Below are 25744 nucleotides of genomic sequence, written 5' to 3' on the forward strand. Positions count from 1 at the left end.
ACGCCCGCCGCGCTGCCGCCCGCCCTGCCCGCCGCGCTGCGCCGCCCGCCCCAGCTGGTGGGGCGCGAGGCCCTGTGCCAGGCGCTGGCCCGCCACCTGGCGCTGGGCCGCAGCGCCTTGCTGGCCGGGCCGGGTGGGGTGGGCAAATCGCGCCTGCTGCAGCACCTGGCCGGCGCGGCCGAAGGCTTGGTGTGGGTGGACGCCCGCCCGGGCGATGCGCTGGTGCCAGGCGGCGTGGTGGGGCAGCTTTTGGCGGCGGCGCTGGCGCGCTTTGCACCGGCGCTGGATGCCGCCACGGCGGCCGACCTGCGCATCTGGCTGCCGCACACCGAGACGCGCGCCGTGCCGGACCTGCGCTCAGGCCTGGAGCATCTGCGCACCCTGGAGGCCGTGGTGCGCGCGCTCTCGGCCTGCCACGCGCGCGGCCTGCGCCTGCTGGTGGTGGACGACCTGCAGTTCGCCGACAGCGCCAGCCTGGAGCTGCTGCACCGCCTGCTGGGCCGCTGGCTGGCGCAGGCCGCCGAGGCCCCCGGCCAGGCCCCTCAGCTGCTGATGGGCGCGCGCCCCCAGGAGCTGCCGCCCGCCGGCCTGGCGCTGCTGGCCACGCTGGCCGGCCACGAGCAAGGCCAGGTGTTTGAGATGGTGCCGCTGGAACCCGCGGCGGTGGCCGAGCTGGTGCACAGCCTGCAGCTGCCCGCCGCGCTGGATGCAAGCTGGGGCGCGGACGGCCGCCAGGCCCTTGCCGCCGCCCTGCACGCCACCGTGGGCGGCAGCCCGGCCTATGTGCTCGAAGCCCTGCGCCAGCTCGCGCTGGACGGCTTTGCCAGCTGGCAGCCCGGCCAGCCCCTGCCCGTGCCGGCCTCGCTGCGCGAAACCCTGCGCCGCCGCGTCGAGCGCCTGCCGGCCGAAGCCTTGCAGCTGGCCCAGCTCGCGGCCGTGGCGCAGGCGGATTTCGACATCGAGCTGGCCGAGGCCGCGCTGGGCCGCCCAGCCCTGGCGCTGGCGCCCCTGCTGGCCGCGCTGGAAGCCGCCTGGGTGTTCGATGGCGCGCGCTTCAGCCACGACCTGGTGGCCGAGGCCGTGCACAGCCTGCTGCCCGCCGCTTTGGTGGCGCCACTGCACCGCCGCGTGGCCGAGCACCTGATCGCCCGCGGCGGCCAGCAGGCCGCACGCATCGCCCACCACTTGCAGGCGGCAGGCGCCGCACGCCAGGCCGCGCCCTGGCTGCTGCGCGCCGGCGCGGCGGCGCGCGCACGCTGGCAGCTGGCCGAGGCCGCCGAGGCCTTTGAAGCCGCCTCCCTGGGCCTGGATGCCCCGGAGCAGCAGGCCGCCGCCTTCGATGCCGGCTGCGAGGCGCTGCGCTGCTGGGTGGAACTGCGCCGCTTTGCCCGCACGCAGGCCTTGCTGGAGCGCATGGCCGAACAGCCGCGCAGCATGGCCGAGCGCGCCCGCCTGCGCGCCCGCGCCGTGCTGCACCTCTTCCACAGCCGCCGCATGGGCGAGTCCGTGGCAGCGGCCCAGACCCTGGCCGACGAACTGGCGCAAAGCGTGGCCGAGCTGCCGGCCGAGGAGCTGGTGTACGCGCTGCGCGCGGTCTGCCTGGCGGTGCAGGGCGGCCTGCCCGCGGCGCGCGTGCTGGCCTTGTGCGACGCCCTGGAGCCCGCCGTGCGCGCGCAGGGCGGCGAGTTGCAGGCCGGCTTTGCGTTGGCGCGCGGCGGCACCCTGCTGTGGGACGCCCAGCCCCTGCAGGCCAGCGTGGCGTTGGAGGCCGCCTGGCTGGACCTCGGGCCGGGCTGCGACCCCTTTCTGAAGCGCTCGGTGGGCAACCAGCTGATGCGCGTGCGCCAGGCCCTGGGCGACCTGCCGGGCGCCTGCGCGCTGGGCCAGGCCCTGCTGACCCCGCAGGCCGGCGCGGACGACGCCAGCTTCGCGGCCGATGTGCTGAGCCTGCTGGCGCTGATGCAGGTGGCGCAAGGCCAGGGTGCCGAGGGCCTGCGCAGCATCGAGCGCCTGCGCGCCTGCCTGCAGGCCGCGGGCGAGCCGATGCGCGAGCTCTACGCCATCACCATCGCCCTGTGCCTGCTGATGCTGGGCCGCCCCGGTGACGCGCGCGCCGAGCTGGACGCCCACACCCAGCCACCCGGCCGCGAGGGCTATGCGCTGTACGACTTCGCCCTGCTGGTGGCGCGCGCCCGCCTGGCCCGGGCCGCGGGCGAAGACCTGGCGCCCTGGTGCGCGCGGCTGGAGGCCGTCGGCCCGCTGCCCACCGGTGGCCAGCTGCAGCGCCGCGTGGCCCTGGCGGCCCTGCACCCCGCGCCCCTGGCCGAGCTGGAGGCGCTGCTGCAGGCCTTGCGCGAGCGTGGCCAGCATGGGCTGCTGCGCACCGTGCTGCTGGCCGCGGCCCGCGCCGCGCAAGCCGAAGGGGCGCGGGCGCGCGCTGTGGAACACGCCCAGTCCGCGCTGGCCCTGGCTTCTTGCGTGGAGGCCTGGAGCGACGAGCCCGCCAGCGTGTGGTGGCAGGCCTATGAAGTGCTGCGGGCCTGCGGTGCGCACGACGCGGCGCAGGCAGCGCTTGCCGCCGGCCAGCGCTGGGTTCAAGCCGGTGTGGCGCAGTGGCAGACGCAGGCCGAGCGCCACGCCTGGTGCCAGGGCAACCCGGTGCACCGCACGCTGCTGGCTGGGGGTGCAGAGGGCTGATCAGCCCGGCGCCGTGAAGCGATACCCCACGCCGTAAACGGACTGGATGGCCGCACCGCCGCAGCCGGCGGCCTCCAGCTTGCGGCGCAGGTTCTTCACATGGCTGTCCACGGTGCGGTCGCTGACGTCGCGGAACTCGTCGGCGTGCAGCAGGTCGAGCAGGCTGGCGCGCTCGAACACGCGGCCGGGCTGCTGCACGAAGCCGCGCAGCAGCCGGTACTCCACCGGCGTGAGGTTCAGCCACTGGCCGCGCCAACCCAGGCGCTGACCGGCTTCGTCCAGGCTGAAGCCGCCACTGCCAGGCAGCTCCACGCCGGCCTGGCCGATCAGCCGGCCCTGCGCGCGGCGCAGCAGGGCGCGCACGCGCGCCACCACCTCGCGCGGGCTATAGGGCTTGCAGAGGTAGTCGTCGGCGCCGATCTCCAGGCCGAGCAAGCGGTCGAATTCGTCGATGCGCGCGGTCGCCATCAGGATGGGCACGGCCGAGCGGCTGCGGATGCGCTGGCACAGCTGCAGGCCGTCCAGCCCGGGCAGCATCAGGTCCAGGATCACGCAGTCCCAGGGCCCCTCCTGCTCGAAGCGCTGCCAGGCCAGGGTGCCGTCGGCACAGGGCTCGGGCTGGTAGCCGGCGTGCAGCAGGTAGTCGCGCAGCAGGGCGCTGATGGCGGGGTCGTCCTCCACGACCAGCACGCGCGCCGTCATGGCTGGCGCTCCGGCAGCCACAGGCTCACGCGCAGGCCGCCGAGCGGGCTGGGCCCGGCGTCGATCTGCCCGCCATGGCGCTGCACCCAGGCACGCGCGATGCTTAGGCCCAGGCCGCTGCCGCTGTCTTTGGCACTCCCTCTTTGGCGCGCCGGATCGGCGCGGAACAGCGGGTCGAAGAGGCGCGGCAGCAGCGCCGGCGGCACGCCGGGCGGGCTGTCGTCCAAGGTGATGCGCACGCCCGCGCCCTCGTGGGCTGCGGCCAGGCGCAGCTGGCCCGGGGCGTCGGTGTAGGCGCGGGCGTTGGCGAGCAGGTTGTCCAGCACCTGCACGATGCGCTCGCTGTCCCAGTGCACCCGGCTGGGCAGGGGCTGCAGCGCCAGCTCCAGCTGCAGGCCAGCGGCCTCCAGCGCGGGGCGGTGGCGCTCGGCCAGTTGCTGCAGCAGGGCCGAGGGGTCCAGCGGCGTGGGCTCGCAGGGCAGGGCCTGCAGGTCGGCCAGGGCCAGGTGGTGGAAGTCGTCGGCCAGGCGGCGCAGACGGTTCACTTCGGTGCTGAGCGACTCCAGGCGCGCGCTGTTGAGCGGGCGCACGCCGTCGCGCACGGCGTCCAGCTCGCCGCGCAACACGGTCAGCGGCGTGCGCAGCTCGTGCGAGAGCTCGGCCAGCCAGCGCCGCCGGCTGGCCTCCAGCCCTTGCAGGGCCTCGGCCAGGTGGTTCACGTCGTCCACCAGGGCGTCGAACTCATTGCGCGTGGGGGCATTGCGGCGCGGGAGGCGCACGGCGAAGTCGCCCTGCGCCAGGCGGTGGCTGGCGCCCTGCACCTCGGCCAGCGGGCGCAGCCAGCGCCCGGCCAGGCGCCAGGCCAGCGCCGCGGCCACGGCCGCCACCAGCAGGCCCACGGCCAAGATGCCGAGCAGCTGGCGGCGCAGGAAGCGCTGGTCCAGCACCTCGGGGGCCTCGGGGCGCGGCAGCAGGCGCGCCAGGGCCACCGTCTGGCCGTTCAGCACCACCGGTTCTTCCAGCTGCCGGCGCCCCGGCGGCGGGCTGCGGCCCCAGAGCAGCTCGCCGTCGGGCGTATGCAGCGTCAGGCCGCGGCGCGCGCGTTCGCGCTCGGGGTCGGCGCCGGGCGGGGGTGGGGGTTCGCCGGGGGGACCGTAGCGGCCTTCGCCCCCGCGGGGCGGCCGCCCGCGTGGCGGTGGGCCGGCTTCGGGCGGGGGCTCGCTGCCATCCTGGCCGGGCGGGCGCAGGTGCTCGGGCTGCTGGCGCAGGCCCTCCAGGCCATGGCGCTCGATGGCGGCGCGTGCCGCGCCCGCAAAGGCCGTGAGGCGCTGGCGGTCCTGCGTGGCCAGGTAGTCCGAAAAGCCCTGCTGCAAGTGAAAGGCCATGAAGCCGCCCATGGCCGCCACCGCCAGCAGGGTGGTGGCCAGCAGGGTCAGGGCGAGCTGGTGCGTCAGGCGCATGGCGGCACTCTAGTGCGCGGCGGCCGGGCAACTGTGGAGGGGCTCTCCACAGTTGGCCCATGCTGGCTGCACAGTGCGTGCGCAAGCTGTGCGGCATCCTGTTCCGGAGCCCCGCCATGCGCCCTTGCCGCTCGATCCCTCTGTTGATTGCCTCCTGTCTGGCCCTGGCCGCCTGCGGTGGCGGCGGCCAAGAGGCCAGCCCCACCGTGCAGGCCGAAGCCGCACGCCCCGCACCGCCGCAGCCCCCCGCACCGCCGGTACCACCCGCTCCGCCGCTGCCGCCCACCCCGCCGGCCTCGGTTCCCGCGCCCACTCCGGCCCCGACGCCGACTCCCGATCTCAGCGCCCGCGCCGCCGTGGGCGATCAGCTGTTCCATGAGCGCGCGCTGTCGGCCAGCGGCCAGCTCGCCTGCGCCAGCTGCCACGACCCCGCCCGCGGCCATGCCGATCCGGCTGGGCGCTTCCTGCCCATCGGCGGCGCGGGCCACAACCAGCAGGGCCTGCGCAGCTCGCCCAGCATCCGCTACCTCGACCAAGCCGGCGCCTTCACCCGCGACGCCCAGGGCCAGCCGCGCGGCGGCCTGATGTGGGACGGCCGCTTCAACAGCCGCGTCCAGCAGGCCGCCGGCCCGTTGTTCGCCGCCAACGAGATGGCCAACGCCAACCTGGCCGAGTTCGCCCAGCGCCTGCGCGCCACGCCGGCCTACCCGGCCCTGCTGAGCGCCTACGGCCTGCCGGCCAACGCCAGCGACCAGAGCCTGCTCGCCGCCAGCACCGATGCCCTGGCCCGCTACCAGGCGCAGGATCCGGAGTTCAAGCCCTTCAGCAGCAAGTTCGACGCCGTGCAGGACGGCCGCGCCAGCTTCACGGCCGCCGAGGCGCGCGGCTTCGCCGCCTTCAACGACCCGCAGCGCGGCAACTGCGCCAGCTGCCACAGCAGCCGCCCGGCCGGCAATGGTGTGCGTGCGCTGTTCACCGACTTCAGCTACCACGCGCTCGGCGTGCCGCGCAACCAGAGCCAGGCCACGCTGGATCCCAGCTTCTTCGACCTCGGCCTGTGCGGCCCCACGCGCAGCGACCTGGCGGCCGACGCCACCCTGTGCGGCCGCTTCAAGACCCCGACCCTGCGCAACGTGGCGCTGACCGGCCCCTACTTCCACAACGCGCGCTTCAACAGCCTGGAGGAGGTGGTGAGCTTCTATGCACTGCGCGATGTCGACCCGGCGCGCTTCTACCCGGTACTGAACGGCCAGGTGCAGCGCTTCAACGACCTGCCGGCGCGCTACCAGGGCAATGTGGAGCGCCGCGCCCCCTTCGCCCCGCTGGCCGGCAACCGCCCGCGCCTGAGCGCGCAGGATGTGCAGGATCTGGTGGCCTTCTTGAACACACTGACCGACCAGCCGAACTGAGGCCCTGGCGGTACAGCTGAAACCCCTTGTGACATGATGAACCGGCTGGGCAGAGGGACCACTGCCGGAGGAAACGATGGCCGCTTGGGGCAAAGCCCTGGGACTGTTGCTGCTGCTGACAACCGCCGCATGGGCCCAGGGGCCGAGCGTGCGCCTGGGCGCCGTGCAGGACTGGGTGTACGACCCGCGCAAGCCCGATGCCGCCTTGCAGGGCCCAGGCCTGGAAGTGGCCCGTGCGGCGTTCGGCGTACGCGGCATGGAGGTCGATTTCCAGGTGCTGTCGCAAGGGCAGTGCCTGGCCCAGGTGCGCAGCGGGGCGCTGCCGGCCTGCGTGGCGGTGCTGCGCAGCACCGGCATGGATGAGACCGACCTGCTGTGGCCCCTGCGGCCGATGTTCAAGGTGGTGCCCAAGATCTATGCGCTGGCCTCCAAGCCCGCGCCGCGACAGGCGGTGCGCACGCGCGACCTGGAGGGCCGGCGTGTCGCCTTCAACCACGGGCAAAGCCACGGCCCGGAGTTCGACAGCAATCTGCGCGTGCAGCGCCTGCTGGCCGGCAGCGAGCAGCAGGCCTTCCTGCTGCTGCAGCGCGAGCGTGCGGACTACGCCATCGCGCTGGACTTCGTGGCCCGGGTGCTGTGGCTGAAGCAGCCGCAGCTGGAGGCGCAGTTCCGGGTCGTGGGCTGGGCGCTGCCCACCGAGGTCTACACCGTGTTCTCGCGCCGGCACCCGCAGGGCGAACGCCTGTTGCAAGAGTTCGAGGCCGGCCTGCAGCAACTCGCCGAACTGGGCAGCCTGCAGTCCATCGAGAACGGCTGGGCAGCCGGCTTCTGAGTGTCCCGGGCCGGCCTCAGGGCTGTGGGCGCAGCGTCAGCTCGCAGTCCAGCTGCACCGCATCCTGCACGGCCAGCAGCCCCCCCAGCAGGCTGAAGGGGGCCAAGCCATGCCGGCTGTGCTGCAGCACCAGGGCGCCGTGCAGTTGCAGTTGCTCGGGGCGGTGGGCCACCTGCAGCGGCAGCCAGTAGTCGGCCGCGCGGCCCGCCAGCCAGACGCGCAGTTCCGCCAGCCACCAGGGCGCCGCGCCCTGCAGGCAGCGCAGCTGCAGCCAGACCTCGGGGTGGGCCTGCGCCTGCAGGGCCGTCAGCAGGTTGCGGCGCGTGGCGGCGATGGCCTCGGCCTTCACCGGTTTCTCGTTGAACTCGCCCCCTGCCGCGGCGCGCCACTCAGGGCGGTCCAGCTCCAGCTGGTCCAGACGCACGCGCAAACCGCCCTGCGTGCCCTGCAGGCCCTGGGCGGGCAGCCATAGGCGGGCGTCGAAGGTGCCGGCTTGCAGGATGTGGTGATGCCCCAGGCGCGCCATGGCGCCGCCGCGAAACGCCACGATGCGCAGCCGTGAGGCCGCGGCATCGGCCTGCCACACCTGGCCCCCGGGCGGCAGCGCGGTGGGCAGCAATTGCTGCGGCTGCGCGTCGAGCGTTGGAGACGGTGCTTGGGCCGCACAGCCTGCCAATGGCAGGCTGAGCAGGGCGCGCCTACGCATGGCCCAGGGTCACTTGAAATCCCCGGCCCAGACGAACTGCATGGCGGCAGTTTTGAGGTACTTGCGCACCGCGGCGTTCACCTGCTCCAGCGTGGCGGCCTGCAGCTCGGCATCCACCTCGGCGCTGCGCTGCATGGTGCGGCCCAGGTCGGCCTGGCTCTGCAGGGCGCCGGCCAAGCCGCCGTCCTGTGCGCGGGCCAGGGCGCGGGCGGCCAGCAGGGCGCGCTTGGCATTCGTCAGCTCTTGGGCGCTGAAGCCGTCCTTGGCGGCGCGCTCGAATTCCTCGCGCAGCGCCTTTTCCACGCGCGGGCGGTTCTGCGGCGCAAAGATGGCGCCGAATTCCCACACGCTGTGCGGCTCGTGGGCATTCCAGTCGATGCTGCCGAAGGTGCCATAGCTCAGGCCCTCGCGCTCGCGGATGCGGCTCCACAGGCGCGAGTCGGTGTTCTCGGCCAGGATGTAGTTGGCCAGCATCAGCGGCACGAACTCGGCGTCGCCTTCCTTGACGGGCAGCGAGAGCGCCACCACGCCCATGGCGTTCTGCTTGTCCGGCGTGGCGATGGTCTTTTCCGCGGCGGGCAGCTCGGCCCAGGGGCGGGTCAGGCGCTGCGGCGGCAGCTCGGCGCGCCAGTCGTTCAGCAGCGGCGTCACGGCGGCCTGCACGGCGGCGGCGTCGAAGTCGCCCACCAGGGCCAGGCGCAGCTGGTCGGCGCCGTAGTGGCGGCGGTGGAAGGCGCGCACCTGCTCCAGCGTCACGGCCTTGAGCGCCGGGCCCACTTCGTCGAAGGGGCGGGTGTTGCGCGCGTCCCCGGCGGGGAACTGGCGGCGCAGTTGCTCCAGCAGGTTGGGGGCCAGCTGCTCGGGTTCGGACTTGGCGGCATCCAGCCCCGCCAGGGCGACATTGCGCTGCTCCTCGAACACCGCGGCATCCAGGCGCGGCTCGCGCAGCATCTGCAACGCCAGCTGGGCGGCCGCGGCGGCGTGTTCGCGGGTGGTGGACCAGGCCAGGATCACGCTGTCGCCACCGGCGCCCACCTGCAACTCCATCTTCAGCGCGTCCATGCGGTCGCGCAGCGCGGCGCGGTCCAGGGTCTGGGTGCCTTCGTCCAGCAGCGCGGCGAGCAGATCGGACACCGAGCGCCGGCCGCGCAGGCTGTCGGCATCGCCGAAGCGCAGCTGCAGGCGGGCCTGAACCAGGCCGCCGCGGGTGGGCTTGGGCAGCAGGGCCAGGCGGGCGCCGCTGGGCAGCTGCAGGCGCTGCACCTTGGCCTCGATGGCCAGGGGGGCGGTGTCAAAGGCGGCCACCGCGGCGGCCGCGTTGGCGGGCTTGAAGGTGTCGAGCTGCGCGGCCACGTTCACGGTTTCGGGCTTGGGCGGGCGCTGCGGCAGCTCGGTGGGCACGTAGAGCGCGAGGCTGCGGTTGGCTGGCAGCAGGCGTTCGGTGGCCACGCGCTGCACTTCGGCCAGCGGCATTTGTTTGACGCGGTCGCGCACCAGGAAAAACAGGCGCCAGTCCCCGGCGGCAATGGCCTCGGAGAGTGCGTTGCCCACCTGCTGCGGGTCACCGAACAGCTTGTCCCAGCGGTTCAGCCAGCGCGTGCGGGCGCGCTCCAGCTCCTGTTCGCTGATGGGCTCCGTGGCCACGCTCTCCAGCACCTGCACCAGGGCCTTGGACAGCGGCTGCGGGTCGGCGCCGGGCTGGGCGTCGGCGCCGAAGAGCAGCACGCCGGGTTCGGCAAAGGCGGTGGAGAAGGCACTGACGCTGGCGGCCACGCGCTGCTGCTCCACCAGGCGCTGGTGCAGGCGGCCGGTGGGGGCCTCGCCCAGGATGCCGGTCAGCAGCTCCACCGCGGCGTAATCCGGGTGAGCCGCGGGCGGCACGTGGTAGCCGGCGGTGGCGCTGGGGGTGCCGCCCTTGCGGCGCACCACCACCTCGCGCTCACCGTCCTGCACCGGGTCCAGGGTGTAGAGCTTGGGCAGCTGGCGCACGGGCTTCTTCAGCTTGCCGAAGCTGGCCTCGATCCAGGCCAGGGTCTGCGCCGGCTCGAACTTGCCGGTGACGATCAGGGTGGCGTTGTCCGGCTGGTAGTACTGGCGGTAGAAGGCCTGCAGGCGCTGGATGTCCACCTGCTCGACGTCGGTGCGGGCGCCGATCGGGCTCTTGCCGTAGTTGTGCCACTGGTACATCAGGCCCAGCAGGCGCTCGAACACGATGGTGCCGGGGCTGTTCTCGCCCATTTCCATTTCGTTGCGCACCACCGTCATCTCGGTGTCGAGGTCGCGCCGCGCGATGTAGCTGTTCACCATCGCATCGGCCTGCCAGCCCAGGTACCACTTCAGGTTCTCGGGGTTGGCGGCAAAGCTGGCGAAGTAATTGGTGCGGTCCGTCCAGGTGGTGCCGTTGAAGTCGAAGCCACGCTTGGCGAACTCGGCCATCACGTAACGGTGCGTCGGCGTGCCCTTGAAGATCAGGTGCTCCAGCAGGTGCGCCATGCCGGTTTCGCCGTAGTTCTCGTGCTTGCTGCCCACCCGGTAGGTCATGTTCACCGTCGTGCTGGGCTTGCTGGCGTCGGGTGCCAGCAGCACCTGCAGGCCGTTGGGCAGGCGGTACTCGGTGATGCCCTCGACCGCGCGCACGGGTTTCAGGGGCGCGGCGTGGGCGGCGCCGACGATCAGGGCCAGGCCCAGCATCCAAGTCTTCATGGCGAACGGGTGTGCAGCGAAAAGGCGCGCAGCTTAAGGCGCGCGCGGGCCGGCATCCAAAAGCAAAAGGCCCGCCTTCGACGGAAGGCGGGCCTGCGGATCGAAGCAACCCCGGGGCGCAACCCCGGTGCGGCTTACTGACTGCGTCGTGCGGTGATGACCACGGTGGGAAGCTGGTGCACCACCGCCTTGTGGCCGGTGACCACCACCGTGGGCAGCTGGTGGATGACCGGGGTCACCATTTCCATCGGGGCCGAGGCCAGGGCCGCGGCGCTGGCGAAGGTCAGGCCCACCATGGTGATCAGGGTCAGGCCTTCGGTCAGGGTGTTCAGAACCGGGCGGGTGTTGAAGGACTTGCTCATGGTGTGCTCCTGGGGGGCTTGGGGTTGTCGATGGCTGGACTGTGTCGACCCAGGGTTTTCCCGTAAATCGCGCTGCGATGGATTGCGGCTCAGCGTGAGCCAACTGCGCGCAGGGCCGATCAACCGCGGCCTGGGCGCCTCGTCTGCCTGCTCACCGAGCAGGTCGAACACGCCAGGGCTGCATCAGCGGGCGGAAAGATGCACACCGCACCTTCTGGGTGCGTCGCAGGGCGGGTGGCCGTTGAAGGACCTAGCGCCTATTCACCGGAACCGGGCTTTTGTCAGTGATCTTCTTGATGGCCACGTCCAACCGGTGCATGACGTCCTCGGGAACGCTTTTGCTGCACAGCAAATGCCGGGGCTCGCCGGGTGGCATGTTCTTGTAGCGGATCTGCACGAAGTCGGCGAGTTGGAAACCGGCGGCCTCAATGGCAACGGCCGCTTCCTCGGGCGCCATCAGCATGTAGTCGGCCATCCCCAGCTTGATCTGCCGGACCATCAGCAGGTTCTCGTCCGGAGTGGCCCGGCGGTTGGGCTGCAACCTTTCGATGAGCGAATCTAGCGGTGCACCGTAGGAGTAAGCCAGCTTGACCAGCAAGCGCAGCGACTTGTCATTGAACAAGTCCTCGATCGAGGCGTAGCCCTTGAACCGCTGCTGATTGCTGGCGGCAGCAAGAACCAGTTGCGGCTGATCCTGGTAAACCGGCTTGCTGTAGCGGCCGAACTCCTCCCGCTCGGCCTTCCAGAACATGCCGATCATGCAGTCCTGCCCCGTGTTTTCTTTCAGGGAGCGGAGCTGACGCGCGAAGGGGGTTTCCTCGATGCGCACCGGTACTTGCGCCAGCTTGAACGCTTGGTAGGACGGCCCCCCCGTCAAGCCGACCAGGCCCTCGCCTTGCACCATCATGTAGGGCGGGCGCTGAACGTAATGCAGGGTCACGGGCCGCTCAACGGGTACCTGCGCAGCGGCCATCACCGGCCACAGCAAGCTGCCGACCGCACCCGCTGCACGTGACGCGGTTCGGCGTACATGTCCGCAGACGCGCCGCGTACCACGGCCTAACCGAACAACAAGGCTTGGCATCGCTGAGTTGGGCTTGTCTTTCATGGCCTCGCCGTGGTCTTCAACCCCACCAAAAGCGCATCGGTGCTTGCCGGGTCTGGCGCAGGCTCTCTGCCGGGCTGCGCGCGACCCTGAACCCATGTTACGGCCCTCACACCCCCGCGCCACTCCGGGCGGCACGAACATGCGCCAGCATCTCGTGCACCTCATGCGTCATCACCGCCAGGAAGAGCACCAGCACCAGGTAATAGGCCGCCCACTCCCAGCGTTTGGCCGGGCTGACCTGGTAATAGCCGGCTGCCTGCGGGCTGTTGCGAAACTTCCAGACGCTCCAGGCCTGCGGGGCGGCCAGCAGCATCAGGATCAGCAGCACCGGGCTCGGGTTCCAGAAGAACACCGCACCCAGGATGGGCAGGCCGAGCAGCCAGATCTTGGGTGAGAGCACCGCGGTGATGCGTCCGCCATCGAAAGGCGGCAGCGGCACCAGGTTGAAGAGGTTGAGGAAGAAGCCGCTGTAGGCCACGGCCAGCAGCCAGGGCGTGTCGCCACTGTTTCGCGCCAGGAAGTAGCAGACCAGCGCCCCGATCGTGCCCAGCAGCGGCCCGCCCATGCCCACGAAGGCCTCGGTCTCGGCGTCGTGCGGCATCTTCTTCATCTCGATCCAGGCACCCAGAAAGGGGATGAAGGTGGGCAGCCCCACCGGCAGGCCCTTCACGCGGGCGGCGATGTAGTGGCCCATCTCATGCACGAACAGCAGCGCGATGAAGCCGGCCGCGTAGCGCCAGCCAAAGATGAAGGCGTAGATGACCAGCGAGATCAGCATGCTGCCGCCGCTGGCCAGCAGCGGGCCGAGCTTGGCGCCGGAAAAGAGCAGGGCGAGGAGCTTGAGCATGGGGCGGGATTGTCCGGGCCCAGAAGGGCAAAAGGCCTGGCGGGTGGCCAGGCCTTTGCGTGGGGAACCCGGGGCTGCACCCGGGCGGGGCTTACGCGACGTGGGCGCGCTTGGCGACGACGACCACCGTCGGCAGCTGGTGCTTCTTGACGGTGATCTCGACGGTGGGCAGCTGGTGGACGACGGGTTCCACCATTTCGATCGGGGCCGAGGCCAGGGCCGCGGCGCTGGCGAAGGTCAGGCCGGCCATGGTGATCAGGGTCAGGCCCTCGGTGATCTTGGTCAGGGCGGGGCGGGTGTTGAAGCTCTTGGTCATGGTGTTCTCCTGGGTGCAGCGGGGGTGGTCGATGGCTGGACTGTGAACCTCGACCGCCCGCGCGCCCAGGGCCTTGCGCTGAACCGACGCGGCGGGCGGATGAGCTGCAGCCCGCGCCGTTGAACGGAGTCAGCGCTGCAGGTGGCGCGCCAGCAACTGCTGCAGCTCACCGCTGCGTTCCAGCTGGGACAGCCCCGCTTGCAGCGCCGCTTGCAGCGCCGGCCCGAGCGGGTGCTGGCGGCTGACCATCATGTGGAAGGCATTGGGCCGCTGCACCGCCAGCGGGGCGCGGCCGAGCTCGCGGTCCTGCGCCAGTTCGTAGCCCGGCAGACCGGCCAGGCCGTGGAAGACCTCTTCGCCCACCACGATTACGTCGATGCGGCCCAGATGCAGCATCGCCACCAAGCTGGCGTAGTTCGGGGCGCGCTGCAGGCTGGCCATGTCGATCTGGTCCAGCTGCGAGTAGGTGTAGCCATGCACGCCGCCCAGGCGGTAGCGCTTCAGATCCGCCTGGCCCTGCACCTGCAGGCCCTGGGGGTGCACGCGCTTGCTCCAGAAGTAGTAGGTGCGCGTGCTGTAGATCGGGGCGCTGATGAGGAACTCGCGCTCGCGCTCCGGGTTGCGGGTGGCGTTGAGCAGCATCTGGTAGTTCTGCCCGCGCCGCACCTCCTGCAGGCAGCGGGCCCACGGCAGCAGCTCAATGCGGTACCTCATGCCCAGCGGCTGCAGCAGGCGTTCGAGCAGGTCGACCGAATAGCCCCGCACCCGCCCGGTCTTGCGGCCGTCCTGGCGCTCCACATAGGTATAGGGCGGCCACTCGTTGGCGTCGTCGCAAACTTGCACCGTCCAGCCACGCAGCCGCTCATCCGCCTGGGCCGGCACACCGCCCAGCAGCAGGATGAGGATCAGAAGCAGACGCATGGAGTCCACCTTAGCTCCAAAAAAGCACAAAGGCCTGGCGGATGGCCAGGCCTTTGCGTGGGGAACCCGGGGCTGCACCCGGGCGGGGCTTACGCGACGTGGGCGCGCTTGGCGACGACCACCACCGTCGGCAGCTGGTGCTTCTTGACGGTGATCTCGACGGTGGGCAGCTGGTGGACGACGGGTTCCACCATTTCGATCGGGGCCGAGGCCAGGGCCGCGGCGCTGGCGAAGGTCAGGCCGGCCATGGTGATCAGGGTCAGGCCCTCGGTGATCTTGGTCAGGGCGGGGCGGGTGTTGAAGCTCTTGGTCATGGTGTTCTCCTGGGTGCAGCGGGGGTGGTCGATGGCTGGACTGTGAACCTCGACCGCCCGTGCGCCCAGGGGCGTGCGCTGAACCGACGCGGCGGGCGGATGAACTGCAGCCGGCGGCGGTGAGTGGTTTCACGCGGCCAATCGCTGGGGGCGTCGCATTCCTGAATGCCCACACCCTGCACGGGGCGGAGTCGGGTTCAGCAGAAGGCCCAGCCAGGCGAACCCAGCGCGCGTGGCGCTGCGACCAGCCCGAAAAGCACAAAGGCCTGGCGAATGGCCAGGCCTTTGCACGGGGGAACCCGGGGCTGCACCCGGGCAGGGCTTACGCGGTGTGACTGCGCTTGACCGTCATCACCACTGCGGGCAACTGGTGCTTCTTGACGGTGATCTCGACGGTGGGCAGCTGGTGCACGACCGGCTGCACCATCTGGATGGGTGCGGTGGCCAGGGCGGTGGCGCTGACGAAGGTCAGGCCGACCATGGCGATCAGGGTCAGGCCCTCGGTGATCTTGGTCAGGGCGGGGCGGGTGTTGAAGCTCTTGGTCATGGTGTTCTCCTGGGTGCAGCGGGGTGGTCGATGGCTGGACTGTGAGCCTCGACCGCCCCAGCAACCAGCGCCTTGCGGCGAAGCGACGCCGGGGCCGGATGAACTGCAGCCCGGGGCGCTGAACGGCAGAAAAGAAAACGCCCGCACGGGGCGGGCGTTTCGCGCTCAGGGGGCTTGTCCAGCCCGGCCCCTAGATGGGTCCAGTCCTTCGGCGCGCGTCACCGGGTCCTCAGGACCTCGCTCGGTCGCGACTCGCCCAGCTTGGCCCCCCTAGATGGGTCCAGTCCTTCGTCGCGCGTCACCGGGTCCTCAGGACCCGGCTCGGTCGCGACTCAGCCATTCCACTGGGCCAGCAGGCGCTCCCACTTGGGCATCACGGCCTTCACGTGACGCTCCTTCACATGGCCATAGCCACGGATGTCTTCCGGCAGGCGCGCCAGTTCCACCGCCTGCTCCAGGTTGGCCACGCTGAGCTTGGCCAGCAGCGCGTCGACCATCTTCTTGTAGCGCTGGATCAGCTCGCGCTCCATGCGGCGCTCTTCGGTGTAGCCGAACACGTCCAGCGCCGTGCCGCGCAGGCCCTTGAGCTTGGCCAACACCGCGAAGGCCGGGCGCACCCAGGCGCCGAAGGGCTGCTTGACCAGTTCGCCCTTGTCGTTCTTTTTGGCGAACAGCGGCGGGGCCAGGTGGTGCACCAGCTTGTAGTCGCCCTCGAACTGCGCGGCCACCTTGGCCGTGAAGCTCGGGTCGGTGTGCAGGCGGGCCACCTCGTACTCGTCCTTGTAGGCCATCAGCTTGAACAGGTACTTGGCCACGGCCTCGCTGAGTGCCTTGCCGGCGCCGAGCTTCTCTTCGGCGGCGCGCACCTTGTCCACCACGGCCTTGTAGTCGGCGGCGTAGGCGGCGTTCTGGTAGCCGGTCAGGAACTCGACGCGCTTCGCGACCATCTCGTCCAGGCCGGGGCGCTTGACGATCTGGATCACCGACTCCGCGGCAAACAAGGCCTTGACCTTGGCGTAGTCGGCGGCGCAGCGGCGGCCCCATTCGAAGGCGGCCTTGTTGTTGTCGATCTGCACGCCGTTCAGTTCAATGGCGCGCTGGATGGCGGCGTAAGAGAGCGGGATACGGCCCTGCTGCCAGGCGAAGCCCATCATCAGCGGGTTGGTGTAGATCGAATCGCCCAGCAGCTTGACGGCCACTTCCTCGGCGTCGAACTTGCCCAGCAGCTCCTTGCCGACGGCGTTCTCCAGCGCCTGCTCGCAGGCACCCTCGGGGTGCTGCCAGTCGGGCTGCAGCACGAAGGCGGCGGTCGGGCTGCTGTGCGTGTTCAGCGCCACATAGGTGCGGCCCGGGCGCATGGTCTGCAGCGTGGCCTTGTTGGCGGCCACGATGGCGTCGCAGCCGATGATCAGATCGGCCTCGGCGGTGCCGACCTTGGTGCAGTGGATGGCGTCCTGGGTGTTGGCGATCTGGATATGGCTCCAGGTGCTGCCGCCCTTCTGGGCCAGGCCGGCGGCGTCCTGCGTCACCACGCCCTTGCCTTCCAGATGCGCGGCCATGCCGAGCAGCTGGCCGATGGTGATGACGCCGGTGCCGCCGACGCCGGCCACCACGATGCCCCAGGCCGTCTCGCAGCTCGGCAGGGTGGGGTGGGGCAGCTCGCCCAGCAGGGCGTTGTCGAAGGGCGAGTTCTTCTTGGCCTTGGCCTTCTTCAGCTGGCCGCCTTCCACGGTGACGAAGCTGGGGCAGAAGCCCTTCACGCAGCTCAGGTCCTGGTTGCAGCTGTTCTGGTTGATGGTGCGCTTGCGGCCGAAGTCGGTTTCCAGTGGCTCAATCGACATGCAGTTGCTCTGCACGCCGCAGTCGCCACAGCCCTCGCAGACCAGCTCGTTGATGACGACGCGCTTCTCGCTGACGGCCATCTTGCCGCGCTTGCGGCGGCGGCGCTTCTCGGTGGCGCAGGTCTGGTCGTAGAGGATGGCGGTGGTGCCGGCGATCTCGCGGAACTCGCGCTGGATGCTGTCCAGCTGGTCGCGGTGGTGCACCAGCACGCCCGGGGGCAGGGCCACGCCGGTGTACTTCTCCGGCATGTCGGTGACGATGCAGAACTTCGCCACGCCTTCGCTGATCACGCTCTGCATGATCTGCAGCACCGAGTGCCCTTCGGGGCGCTCGCCGACCTGCTGGCCGCCCGTCATGGCCACCGCGTCGTTGTAGAGGATCTTGTAGGTGATGTTCACGCCCGCGGCGATGCTCTGGCGGATGGCCAGGATGCCGCTGTGGAAGTAGGTGCCATCGCCCAGGTTCGCAAAGATGTGCTTGGCGTTGCTGAAGGGCTGCTGGCCCACCCAGGGCACGCCCTCGCCGCCCATCTGCGTGAAGGTGGCGGTGTTGCGGCCCGGCATCCAGCTCACCATGTAGTGGCAGCCGATGCCCGCCACGGCGCGCGAGCCCTCGGGGACCTTGGTGCTGGTGTTGTGCGGGCAGCCCGAGCAGAACCAGGGCACGCGGTCGGCACCGCCGGCCACTTTGAGCTCGTCGGTCAGGGCGCGGTCCTTGGCCTCGATGACGGCCATGCGCGCATCCAGGCGCGCGGCCACGTCGGCGTCCACGCCCAGGCGCTTGAGGCGGCGGGTGATGGCGCGGGCAATGAGGGCCGGCGTCAGGTCGGCCTGGGCGCGCAGCAGCCAGCGGTCGCTGGGGTTGGGGCTGGCCCATTCGCCGCCGCTGCGGTCGCCTTCGGTTTCCTCGAACTTGCCCAGCACGTTCGGGCGCACGTCCGGGCGCCAGCCGTACAGCTGTTCCTTGATCTGGTATTCGATGACCTGGCGCTTTTCCTCGATGACGAGGATCTCCTGCAGGCCGGTGGCGAAGTCGCGCGTGATGGTCGCTTCCAGCGGCCACACCACGTTCACCTTGTGCAGGCGGATGCCCAGGCGGCGGCAGGTTTCGTCGTCCAAACCCAGGTCGTGCAGGGCCTGGCGGGTGTCGTTGTAGGCCTTGCCGGAGGCGATCAGGCCGAGACGGTCGTGGGCGCCCTCGATGACGTTGTAGTTCAGCTTGTTGGCGCGCACGTACGCCAGGGCCGCGTACCACTTGTAGTCCATCATCCGCGCCTCCTGGTCCAGGGGCGGGTCGGGCCAGCGGATGTGCAGGCCGCCTTGCGGCATCTCGAAGTCCTCGGGCATGAGGATCTTGACGCGGTCGGGGCTCACGTCCACCGTGGCGCCGCTCTCGACGATCTCCTGGATCGTCTTCATGCCGCTCCACAGGCCCGAATAGCGGCTCATGGCGAAGGCGTGCAGGCCCATGTCCAGGATGTCCTGCACCGTGGTCGGGAAGAACACCGGGAAGCCGGCGGCCTTGAACACGTGGTCGGACTGGTGCGCGGCGGTGGAGCTCTTGGCGATGTGGTCGTCACCGGCAATGGCGATCACGCCGCCATGCTTGGCCGTGCCGGCCATATTGGCGTGCTTGAACACGTCGATGCAGCGGTCCACGCCCGGGCCCTTGCCGTACCAGATGCCGTAGACGCCGTCGTACTTCTTCTCCTGCGGGTGCAGGTCCAGCTGCTGCGTGCCCCACACGGCGGTGGCGCCCAGCTCTTCGTTCACGCCCGGCTTGAAGACGACGTGGTTCTTCTCCAGGTGCTTGCGCGCGGCCCACAGGGCTTGGTCATACGTGCCCAGCGGCGAGCCGCGGTAGCCGCTGATGAAGCCGGCGGTGTTCAGGCCGTTCATCGCGTCGCGCGTGCGCTGCAGGATGGGCAGGCGCACCAGGGCCTGCACCCCGCTCATGAAGGCACGTCCTCGCTCCAGCGCGTACTTGTCGTCCAGGGTGACGGATTCGATCGCGCGGCGGATGTGCTCGGGCAAAGGGGCGTTCATGGGTGGAAGCTCCTGAGGCGGGGGCCAGGGTTGGGGAAGTGTGCGCCGCAGGGCCTGCGGCAGGGGGCGGGCAAGCCCTTGTGGGGCCATTCCGGGCAGCCGGCCAGTGTAAGAACGAAGCCCGGATCGATGTTTGCGAACTTTGCCGGTGAAACGGCTGTTTGAGCAAGAATCTTGCTGTCGATACCGATTGGTGGAAACCATGGCTGAAGCAAAACCGCCCCGCACGAAAGACCCGCGCCGAGCCATCGCTGCCGCCAAGGCCGCGGCGGAGGCCCAGGAAGAGCGCGGTGGCGAGGGCCTGGACCGCTATGACATCGCCATCCTGGCCGCGCTGCAGCAGGACGCGCGCCTGACCAATGCCGAGCTGGCTGCGCGCATCGGCCTATCCGCCGCCCCCACCTGGCGGCGCGTGCGCTGGCTGGAGGAGCAGGGCTTCATCACCGGCTACCGCGCCGAAATCGACCGCCGCCGCATCGGCCTGGGCGTGCTGGCCTTCGTCAAGGTGGACGCCGACCGCAACAATGCCGCCGCCACGCGCCAACTGGAAGCCGCCTTGCGGGCCCTGCCCGAGGTCATCAGCTGTCACTACATCAGTGGCGCCGGCACCTTCGAGCTGCAGGTCGTGGCCACGGACCTGGACGCCTTCAGCCGTTTCACGCTCGACACCCTGCTGGTGCTGCCGAACGTTGGCGACGTGCACACCAGCTTCTCCCTCGGGGAGGTGAAGGCTGCGGGGGCCCTGCCTTTGGGGCACCTGCAGCTGCGCTGATACGCTGCCGGGCCGATGAGCCCCAAGCGCCGCCAGACCGACAAGCCCCAGCCCCTGGAGGGCCTGCTGGGGCGCGAGCCCAAGTTGCGCCAGCGCATGGCGCAGCAGCTGCTCTCCTTCGGCCTGGTGCTGGCCAACAGCCTGATGCTGGGTTACGCCGTGCTGCTCGCGCGCACCCCACTGGGCTGGTGGCTGCTCTGGGTGGGCCTGGCGCTGACGGTGCAGCTGGGCATCAGCCTGGCGGTACGCCTGGGCTGGACGGCGCGCCTGCCCGACCCCTCGCTGGCTTCCACGCAGATCGGCCTGATGCTGCTGCTGGGCGCGGCGGCCTACCCGCTCTCCGGCCCGCTGCGCGGCTTGGTGGTGCCGATGATGATGCTGACCCTGGCCTTCGGCATGTTCGCGCCCTCCGGCCGGGCCATGCTGCGGCTCAATGCCCTGGGCCTGGCGCTGATTCTTTCCGCCATGGCCTTTGACTTCTGGGTCTGGCCCGGCCGCGGCCAGCCGGCCGAGACCGTCGGCCATGCGCTCTTCGCCATGGTCTGCTTCCCTGGCCTGGGCCTGCTGCTGCTGCGCATGGCGCGCCTGCGCGAGCGCCAGCGTGAGCAGCGCCAGGCGCTGAACGAGGCGCTCACGCGCATCAACCGCCTGGCCACGCGCGACGACCTCACCGGCCTCTACAACCGCCGCCACGGCAAGCATGTGTTGCAGCAGGCCCTGCAGCGCCAGAAGCGCAAGCCCACCGGCCTGCTGGCCGTGCTGCTGGACCTGGACCACTTCAAGAAGATCAACGACACCAAGGGACATGCGGCCGGTGACGCCGTGCTGCGCTGCTTCGCCAAGGCCCTGCACCAGAGCCTGCGCAAGGGCGACACCGCGGTGCGCTGGGGCGGCGAGGAGTTCGTGGTGGTGCTGGAGCCCACCGCCAGCGAGGGCTTGCTGGCCTGGGTGGCGCGGCTGAAACTGGCCATCGAGCGCCAGCCCCTGGTGACGGAACGCCCCGAGCTGCGCTTCACCTTCAGCGGTGGCGCCGCCTTCTGGCGCCCGGGCGAGACCCTGGAGCAGTGGCTGGAGCGGGCCGACGCCGCGCTCTACCGCGCCAAGGCCGAGGGACGCGATCGCGTCATCGAGGCCTCATGAAACGGCTCGCAGACGCCTTGCTGGGCCTGGAGCCCAAGCTGCGTCTGCGCGCCAGCCAGCAGCTCTTCGCCACGCTGCTGTTCCTGGGCTGCATCCTCATCCTGCATTACGCCGCCACGCTCAGTGGCGCGCCGCGCGGCCTGGTCTGGGCCTGGACGGTGCTGAGCATCGGCGCGCAGCTGCTGTTCTATGGCCTGGTGCGCAGCGGCTGGTCGGCGCGCACGGCCGAGCCCTCGCTGACGGTGCCGCAGATCGTCGTGGCCCAGGCCGCCGCCGCGGCGGCCTATCCCTTGAGCGGACCCCTGAGCCCGCTGGTGCTGCCCATCAGCATGCTGATCCTGGTGTTCGGCATGTTCCGCCTGAGCGGCGCGGCGGCGGTGCGTCTGGCCTGGCTGAGCCTGGCGATGCTGAGCGGCGCCATGGCGCTGGCGGTCTGGGTCTGGCCGCGTGATGTCGCCCTGCCGCTCGTCATCGGCCACTGGATGATGGCCCTGGTCACCTTCCCGGGCGTGGCCATCCTCACCGGGCGCATCTCCACCATGCGGCACCGCCTGCGCGAACAGCGCGAGCAGCTGAACCAGGCGCTGGCGCGCATCGAGGAGCTGGCCACGCGCGACGCGCTGACCGGGCTCTACAACCGCCGCCATGCCCAGAGCCTGCTGGAGCAGGCCTGGCAGCGCCGCCAGCGTGGCGGCAGCCCCTTCTGCGTGGCCCTGATCGACCTGGACCACTTCAAGCGCGTCAACGACTACCACGGCCATGCCGCCGGCGACGCCGTGCTCTGCGCCTTCGCGCACTGCGCCGAACAGGGCCTGCGCACCACCGACACCCTGGCCCGCTGGGGCGGCGAGGAGTTCCTGCTGCTGCTCGACCACACCGACACCTTCGGCGCCCTGCAGGTGCTGGAGCGCATGCAGGCCGCCGTGGCCCAGCTGCTGGTGCCGGTGGGCGAGGAGCTGCTGCGCGTGGGTTTTTCCGCCGGCCTGGCCGCCAGCCAGCCGGACGAGACCCTGCCCAAGATGCTGGAACGCGCCGACCAGGCGCTCTACCGCGCCAAGGCCGAGGGCCGCGGGCGGGTGGTGAGGGTTTGAATCCAAGCATGAGTACCGCCGCCCTGCCACCCCGCCACGCCTTGCTGGCCCTCTCGGTCGTTGCCATCTGGGGCAGCAACTTCGTCGTCATGAAGTGGGCGCTGGCCGCCTTCAGCCCGGTCTGGCTGGCGGCCCTGCGCTTCAGCCTGGCCGCACTGCCCCTGCTGTGGATCGCCCGCCCGGCCGCGCCCTGGCGCATCCTGGCCGGCTACGGCCTGCTGATCGGCGTCGGCCAGTTCGGCCTGCTGTTCTGGGCGCTGCAGAGCGCCATCTCGCCCGGCATGGCCTCGCTGGTGGTGCAGAGCCAGGTCTTCCTGACCCTGCTGCTGGCCCTGCTGCTGCGCGGCCAGCGCCTGCGCGCCATCCAGGGCCTGGCGCTGGCGCTGGCGGCCAGCGGCATCGGCTGGATCGCCTGGCAGCTCGACGGTTCCGCCAGCCCGCTCGGCCTGGCCCTGGTGCTGGCCGCGGCCTTGAGCTGGGCCATCGCCAATCTGGTGGGCCAGGCGGCCGGCAAGGTGGACATGCTCGGCTTCATGGTCTGGAGCAGCGCCTGCGCCGCGCCGGCCCTGATCGCCCTGGCCTTGATCTTCGAAGGCCCGCAGGCGCTGGTGAAGGGCGTGCAGGCCGCGCACTGGGACAGCTGGCTGGCCGTGCTCTGGCAGGCCGTGGGCAACACCCTGTACGGCTACGGCGTCTGGGGCTGGCTGCTGGCGCGCCATGCGGCCGTGCAGGTCGTGCCCATGGCCCTGCTGGTGCCGGTGTTCGGCATGGGCTGCTCGGCCTGGTGGCTGGGCGAGAGCCTGGCGGCCTGGAAGCTGCAGGGCGCGGCGCTCGTCATGGTGGGCTTGGGCCTCAATCTGTGGAGCCAGTGGAGGGCCTCGCGATGAAGCGGCGCGGCCTGATGCTGCTCCTGGCGGCGCCGGCCTGGGCCGGCGACTTGCCGCCCGTCTACGAGCTGGAGCTGCGCTGGGTCGAATGGGGCCGCAGCTCGGGTGGCTTGAGCACCGCCCAACCCCCCGCCCAGGGCCTGAGCACCACGACGCCCGGCATCCCCACCCTGGGCCCGGGCCTGCGCGTGCAGGCCGGCGCCACCGCCGAATGGGAGCTGGAACACCCCGGCGCAGGCTGGCAATGGCTGCAACTGCGCCAGGGCGGCGCCCGCATCCAGTGGAACGCCGCCCAGCCGCAGCCCTGGCGATTGCGCTTCACCCCCACGCCGCGCGGCCAGGCCGTGCAGCTGGCGCTGGAGTTTCAGCAACCCGAAGGCTCCGGCGGCCGCCAGCTCTGGCGCAGCCAGCTCACCGTGCGGCCCGAGCACTGGGTGGTGCTGGCGCGCAGCGGCATGGCCCAGCCCCCGCTGCCGCCGGGTCAGCTCAGCACCCTGGCCCTGGGCCCGCAGCGCGAGCTGCAGATCCGCCTGCGCCAGATCCTCGATCCCTCGGAGTGAAGCAGAACCCATGATCCGCATCGCCCTGGTCGCCCACGACCGCAAGAAGGACGCCATGGTGGCCCTGGCGCGCGAGCACCTGGGCTTTCTGCAGACCTGCCAGCTGATGGGCACCGGCACCACCGGCGGCCGCCTGAAGAGCGAGCTGGGTCTGGCGGTGGAATGCCTGCTCAGCGGCCCGCTGGGCGGCGACCTGCAGATCGGCGCCCGCCTGGCCACCGGCGGACTGGACGCCTTGATCTTCCTCCGCGACCCGATGACGCCGCAGCCGCATGAGCCCGACATCAATGCCCTGGTGCGGGCCTGCGATGTGCACGATGTGCCTTGCGCGACGAATGTGAGCAGTGCGCGGATGGTGTTGGGGGCGTTGCAGCGATATTCGTAATCTGGCGTTAATCGAATAATGCGCCATGACTACTTTCCTGCTCTTAGGCGCTTGAGCATTGAAAACGGAAGCGCCAAATACATGATGGCATAGTCAATTGACGAAACAAGTGCAAGCACTGCGATCGGCCCGATTAGAAACTGACCCACCTCGGACTGTGTCGCGGCAGCAAACAGTTTTCCTCCCCAACTGCTGCTTGCTACGTGTCTCAACGGTGCAAACCAAACAAGACAGCAGAGGGTGATGACAATGGGGATCCACCCGAGATACGCAACTGTCAAGATTTTCGTGGTGCTGTTGCCGGAACCTAGCCGGACGGTGGTAAATCTGTCGGCTGGGCTGGTTTCCATGGCCAGGAATGCCGCCAATGGGAGTGCTGCAATTATCGAGATTCCATAAAAAACTGATGAGCTTGGCGGAAATCTCATTGGCTCCGCCATCATGAGTTCTAAAGAAGGAATGAAAATAAAAAATGAACCTATCAGCTTGGCTGTATTGGCATCAATGGCGACGCAAATGAGAGCCAGCATCTGCAGGCCGATCCAGATCCCTAGATGTCTGTTCATTGTGGAAACCGAAAAAAGCTAATAAAAAAATGCTCATGCATACAGGCCTGCACGAGGCCTTGGATTGGCAATTTTCTTCATTGGCCCGCAGCTTCTTGGCATTCAGTTGCCCTTGGGCGGCGCATACGCCGCCAAACCTGCCTGTCCCCGCGTCCCCAGCGCCTGCACCGCAAACACCCAGTCGTCCCGCGACACGCCCTTGAGCAGCGCCTCGCGCGCCTGCGGCCCCAGGTCCAGCGCCTGCTGCCATTGCGCCGCCTCGCTGCGCCGCCACAGCACGCGGTAGCCGCTCGCACCGGCCACGGGGGCCCATTGCAGCCGGGTGTCGTTGCTGAGCTCGCGCGCATCCACGCGCACCTCGGCGGGCGGGCCCGGGGCCCAGGCCAGGCTGAGCAGGCCGGCCAGATTGGCCTGCGTCACGCGGGCCACATAGGCGGGGTCGACGAACTCGGGCAGGTCGCCAAAGCGTTGACCGTTCTCCACCCGGATGTTCTGGTGCTGGTGGGCGTAGTTCTCGAAGGGTTCGCTGAAGCGCACGGCGGCCAGGCCGCGTTCCAGAAAGGGCAGGTGGTCGCCGCCGCGCAGGGTGCGGTCGCGGCGCTGGATCAGGTTGACCTGAAAGCCCGGCACGTAAGCCTCGACGGCGCGCTGCAGATGGCGGCCGAACTGGGCGGTGGGCAGGTCCTCGGCGCCGCCGGCGGCGGCCAGTTCCTGCTGGGCCTTGAGGCGCGGATGCGTCTCGGCATTGGCGCCGCGCAGCAGCAGGCGCAGCAGCGGGTCCAGGCCGTCGGCAAACAGACGCAGGCTGTGGGGCGCGTGCTCGCCCAGGGCGCCGCGCGGGCTGCCGACGATGTCATTGGTGATCACGCCCTCGACGCCGGCGCCGGCATCGAACTCGCGCGCCAGCTGGGCCGCGCCCAGCAGGCCCTGCTCCTCACCGGCCACGGCGGCGAAGACGATCGTGGCGTCCAGCGGGCGGGTCTTGGCGGCCTGGGCGGCCAGGCAGGCGGCCTCCATCACCGCCACGGTGCCGGAGGCGTCGTCATTCGCGCCCGGGGCCTCGCCCTCGGCGTCCATCACGTCGCCGTTGCGGCTGTCGTAATGGCCCAGCATCAGCAGCACGCGCTGGCTGCCGGCGCGGCCGGGCAGGGTGGCCAGCACGTTGACGATCTCGGTGGGGGCGGCAATGCGCCGCCCCGGCGGCTCGGTGTGGCGGCGCGTCTCCACCTGCAGCGGCGTGCCGGCGGCGCAGGCGCGCAGCTCGGCCTCGATCCAGCGCCAGGCCGCGCCGATGCCGCGCGTGGGATGGCTCTGGCTGGAGGTGGTGTGGCGGGTGCCGAAGGCGGCCAGGCGCTCGATGCGGGCCTGCAGGCGCGTGGGCGAGACCTGCTCCAGCGTCTGGCTCAGCAAGGTATCGGCTGGCGGTGCCGGTGGCGGCGCAGCCTGCGCCGTCGCAGCGAACAGAAAGGAAAGCAGCGTCAGGCGCATCCGGGCCTCCTAGCATCGGGGCCCGCACCCTAACCCAGGAAGCC

At 70.6% G+C, this 25744-nt stretch carries 23 protein-coding genes; 9 read left to right on the top strand and 14 right to left on the bottom strand.

From position 1 onward, the window contains the following. A partial coding sequence (locus I7X39_RS21770; protein ID WP_198113484.1) for an AAA family ATPase occupies positions 1–2697 on the top strand: 2697 nt, incomplete at its 5' end. Here the strand turns inward: I7X39_RS21770 and I7X39_RS21775 are convergent. Next, positions 2698–3399 (bottom strand): response regulator, encoded by a 702-nt coding sequence (locus I7X39_RS21775; RefSeq protein WP_198113485.1) that lies wholly within the window; start codon positions 3397–3399, stop codon positions 2698–2700. It lies immediately after the preceding gene. Next, positions 3396–4859, bottom strand: a complete 1464-nt coding sequence (locus tag I7X39_RS21780) for an ATP-binding protein (protein ID WP_198113486.1) — start codon at positions 4857–4859, stop codon at positions 3396–3398. Before I7X39_RS21780 ends, I7X39_RS21775 begins: the two co-directional genes overlap by 4 nt. 116 nt (positions 4860–4975) lie before the next feature. Between I7X39_RS21780 and I7X39_RS21785 the strand changes: the two genes are divergently transcribed. Together I7X39_RS21785 and I7X39_RS21790 are read left to right on the top strand one after the other, a co-directional pair. Continuing rightward, a complete protein-coding gene (locus tag I7X39_RS21785) occupies positions 4976–6268 on the top strand; it encodes a cytochrome-c peroxidase (RefSeq protein WP_198113487.1) in 1293 nt (430 codons plus the stop codon). A 76-nt stretch (positions 6269–6344) separates the two neighbouring features. After that, a complete protein-coding gene (locus I7X39_RS21790) occupies positions 6345–7100 on the top strand; it encodes a substrate-binding periplasmic protein (RefSeq protein WP_198113488.1) in 756 nt (251 codons plus the stop codon). A 16-nt stretch (positions 7101–7116) separates the two neighbouring features. On the opposite strand, the gene I7X39_RS21795 is transcribed toward I7X39_RS21790, so the two are convergent. From I7X39_RS21795 to I7X39_RS21840, 10 genes are all read right to left on the bottom strand, one after another. Continuing rightward, entirely contained in the window at positions 7117–7806 is a 690-nt protein-coding gene (locus I7X39_RS21795; RefSeq protein WP_198113489.1) for a hypothetical protein, read from the bottom strand. A gap of 9 nt (positions 7807–7815) precedes the next feature. Beyond that, positions 7816–10509: a M16 family metallopeptidase gene (locus I7X39_RS21800; RefSeq protein WP_198113490.1), complete on the bottom strand. Its 2694-nt coding sequence runs from the start codon at positions 10507–10509 to the stop codon at positions 7816–7818. Positions 10510–10643: 134 nt separating this feature from the next. After that, positions 10644–10871, bottom strand: a complete 228-nt coding sequence (locus tag I7X39_RS21805) for a hypothetical protein (protein WP_198113491.1) — start codon at positions 10869–10871, stop codon at positions 10644–10646. A gap of 250 nt (positions 10872–11121) precedes the next feature. Then, positions 11122–11811: a substrate-binding periplasmic protein gene (locus tag I7X39_RS21810; RefSeq protein ID WP_198113492.1), complete on the bottom strand. Its 690-nt coding sequence runs from the start codon at positions 11809–11811 to the stop codon at positions 11122–11124. Positions 11812–12085: 274 nt separating this feature from the next. After that, entirely contained in the window at positions 12086–12826 is a 741-nt protein-coding gene (locus I7X39_RS21815; protein WP_198113493.1) for a site-2 protease family protein, read from the bottom strand. A gap of 91 nt (positions 12827–12917) precedes the next feature. Continuing rightward, positions 12918–13142 carry a hypothetical protein gene (locus tag I7X39_RS21820; protein WP_198113494.1) on the bottom strand — a complete coding sequence of 75 codons (225 nt, stop codon included), beginning with the start codon at positions 13140–13142 and terminating at the stop codon, positions 12918–12920. Between the two features lie 129 nt (positions 13143–13271). Continuing rightward, on the bottom strand, positions 13272–14063 hold the full coding sequence (locus I7X39_RS21825; protein WP_198113495.1) for a substrate-binding periplasmic protein: 792 nt from the start codon (positions 14061–14063) through the stop codon (positions 13272–13274). Positions 14064–14152: 89 nt separating this feature from the next. Further along, the gene (locus I7X39_RS21830; protein WP_198113494.1) at positions 14153–14377 is read right to left on the bottom strand and encodes a hypothetical protein; all 225 of its coding nucleotides are present in this window, start codon (positions 14375–14377) and stop codon (positions 14153–14155) included. 322 nt (positions 14378–14699) lie between these two features. Continuing rightward, positions 14700–14924: a hypothetical protein gene (locus I7X39_RS21835; RefSeq protein ID WP_198113496.1), complete on the bottom strand. Its 225-nt coding sequence runs from the start codon at positions 14922–14924 to the stop codon at positions 14700–14702. A 332-nt stretch (positions 14925–15256) separates the two neighbouring features. Further along, entirely contained in the window at positions 15257–18811 is a 3555-nt protein-coding gene (locus I7X39_RS21840) for an indolepyruvate ferredoxin oxidoreductase family protein (RefSeq protein ID WP_198113497.1), read from the bottom strand. A gap of 202 nt (positions 18812–19013) precedes the next feature. Here I7X39_RS21840 and I7X39_RS21845 point away from each other — a divergent pair, with 202 nt between their 5' ends. Genes I7X39_RS21845 through I7X39_RS21870 form a run of 6 tightly spaced genes read left to right on the top strand, consistent with a single transcriptional unit; the run spans position 19014 to position 23646 of the window. Beyond that, entirely contained in the window at positions 19014–19583 is a 570-nt protein-coding gene (locus I7X39_RS21845; RefSeq protein WP_198113498.1) for an Lrp/AsnC family transcriptional regulator, read from the top strand. Positions 19584–19598: 15 nt separating this feature from the next. Beyond that, a complete protein-coding gene (locus I7X39_RS21850) occupies positions 19599–20723 on the top strand; it encodes a GGDEF domain-containing protein (RefSeq protein ID WP_198113499.1) in 1125 nt (374 codons plus the stop codon). Beyond that, a complete protein-coding gene (locus I7X39_RS21855) occupies positions 20720–21814 on the top strand; it encodes a GGDEF domain-containing protein (RefSeq protein WP_198113500.1) in 1095 nt (364 codons plus the stop codon). Before I7X39_RS21850 ends, I7X39_RS21855 begins: the two co-directional genes overlap by 4 nt. 23 nt (positions 21815–21837) lie before the next feature. Then, positions 21838–22701 carry an EamA family transporter gene (locus I7X39_RS21860; RefSeq protein WP_198113524.1) on the top strand — a complete coding sequence of 288 codons (864 nt, stop codon included), beginning with the start codon at positions 21838–21840 and terminating at the stop codon, positions 22699–22701. Next, entirely contained in the window at positions 22698–23261 is a 564-nt protein-coding gene (locus I7X39_RS21865) for an SAF domain-containing protein (protein WP_198113501.1), read from the top strand. The genes I7X39_RS21860 and I7X39_RS21865 overlap by 4 nt, the downstream gene beginning before the upstream one ends. 10 nt (positions 23262–23271) lie before the next feature. Beyond that, positions 23272–23646 (top strand): methylglyoxal synthase, encoded by a 375-nt coding sequence (locus tag I7X39_RS21870; protein ID WP_198113502.1) that lies wholly within the window; start codon positions 23272–23274, stop codon positions 23644–23646. Between the two features lie 29 nt (positions 23647–23675). Here I7X39_RS21870 and I7X39_RS21875 read toward each other — a convergent pair whose 3' ends face one another. After that, a complete protein-coding gene (locus I7X39_RS21875) occupies positions 23676–24212 on the bottom strand; it encodes a hypothetical protein (protein ID WP_198113503.1) in 537 nt (178 codons plus the stop codon). 102 nt (positions 24213–24314) lie between these two features. Further along, positions 24315–25700, bottom strand: coding sequence for a M28 family metallopeptidase (locus I7X39_RS21880; protein ID WP_198113504.1), 1386 nt, complete (start codon positions 25698–25700; stop codon positions 24315–24317). Between the last annotated feature and the right edge of the window lie 44 nt (positions 25701–25744).

The sequence above is a fragment of the Inhella proteolytica genome (genome assembly GCF_016093275.1).
Lineage (GTDB): Bacteria > Pseudomonadota > Gammaproteobacteria > Burkholderiales > Burkholderiaceae_C > Inhella > Inhella proteolytica.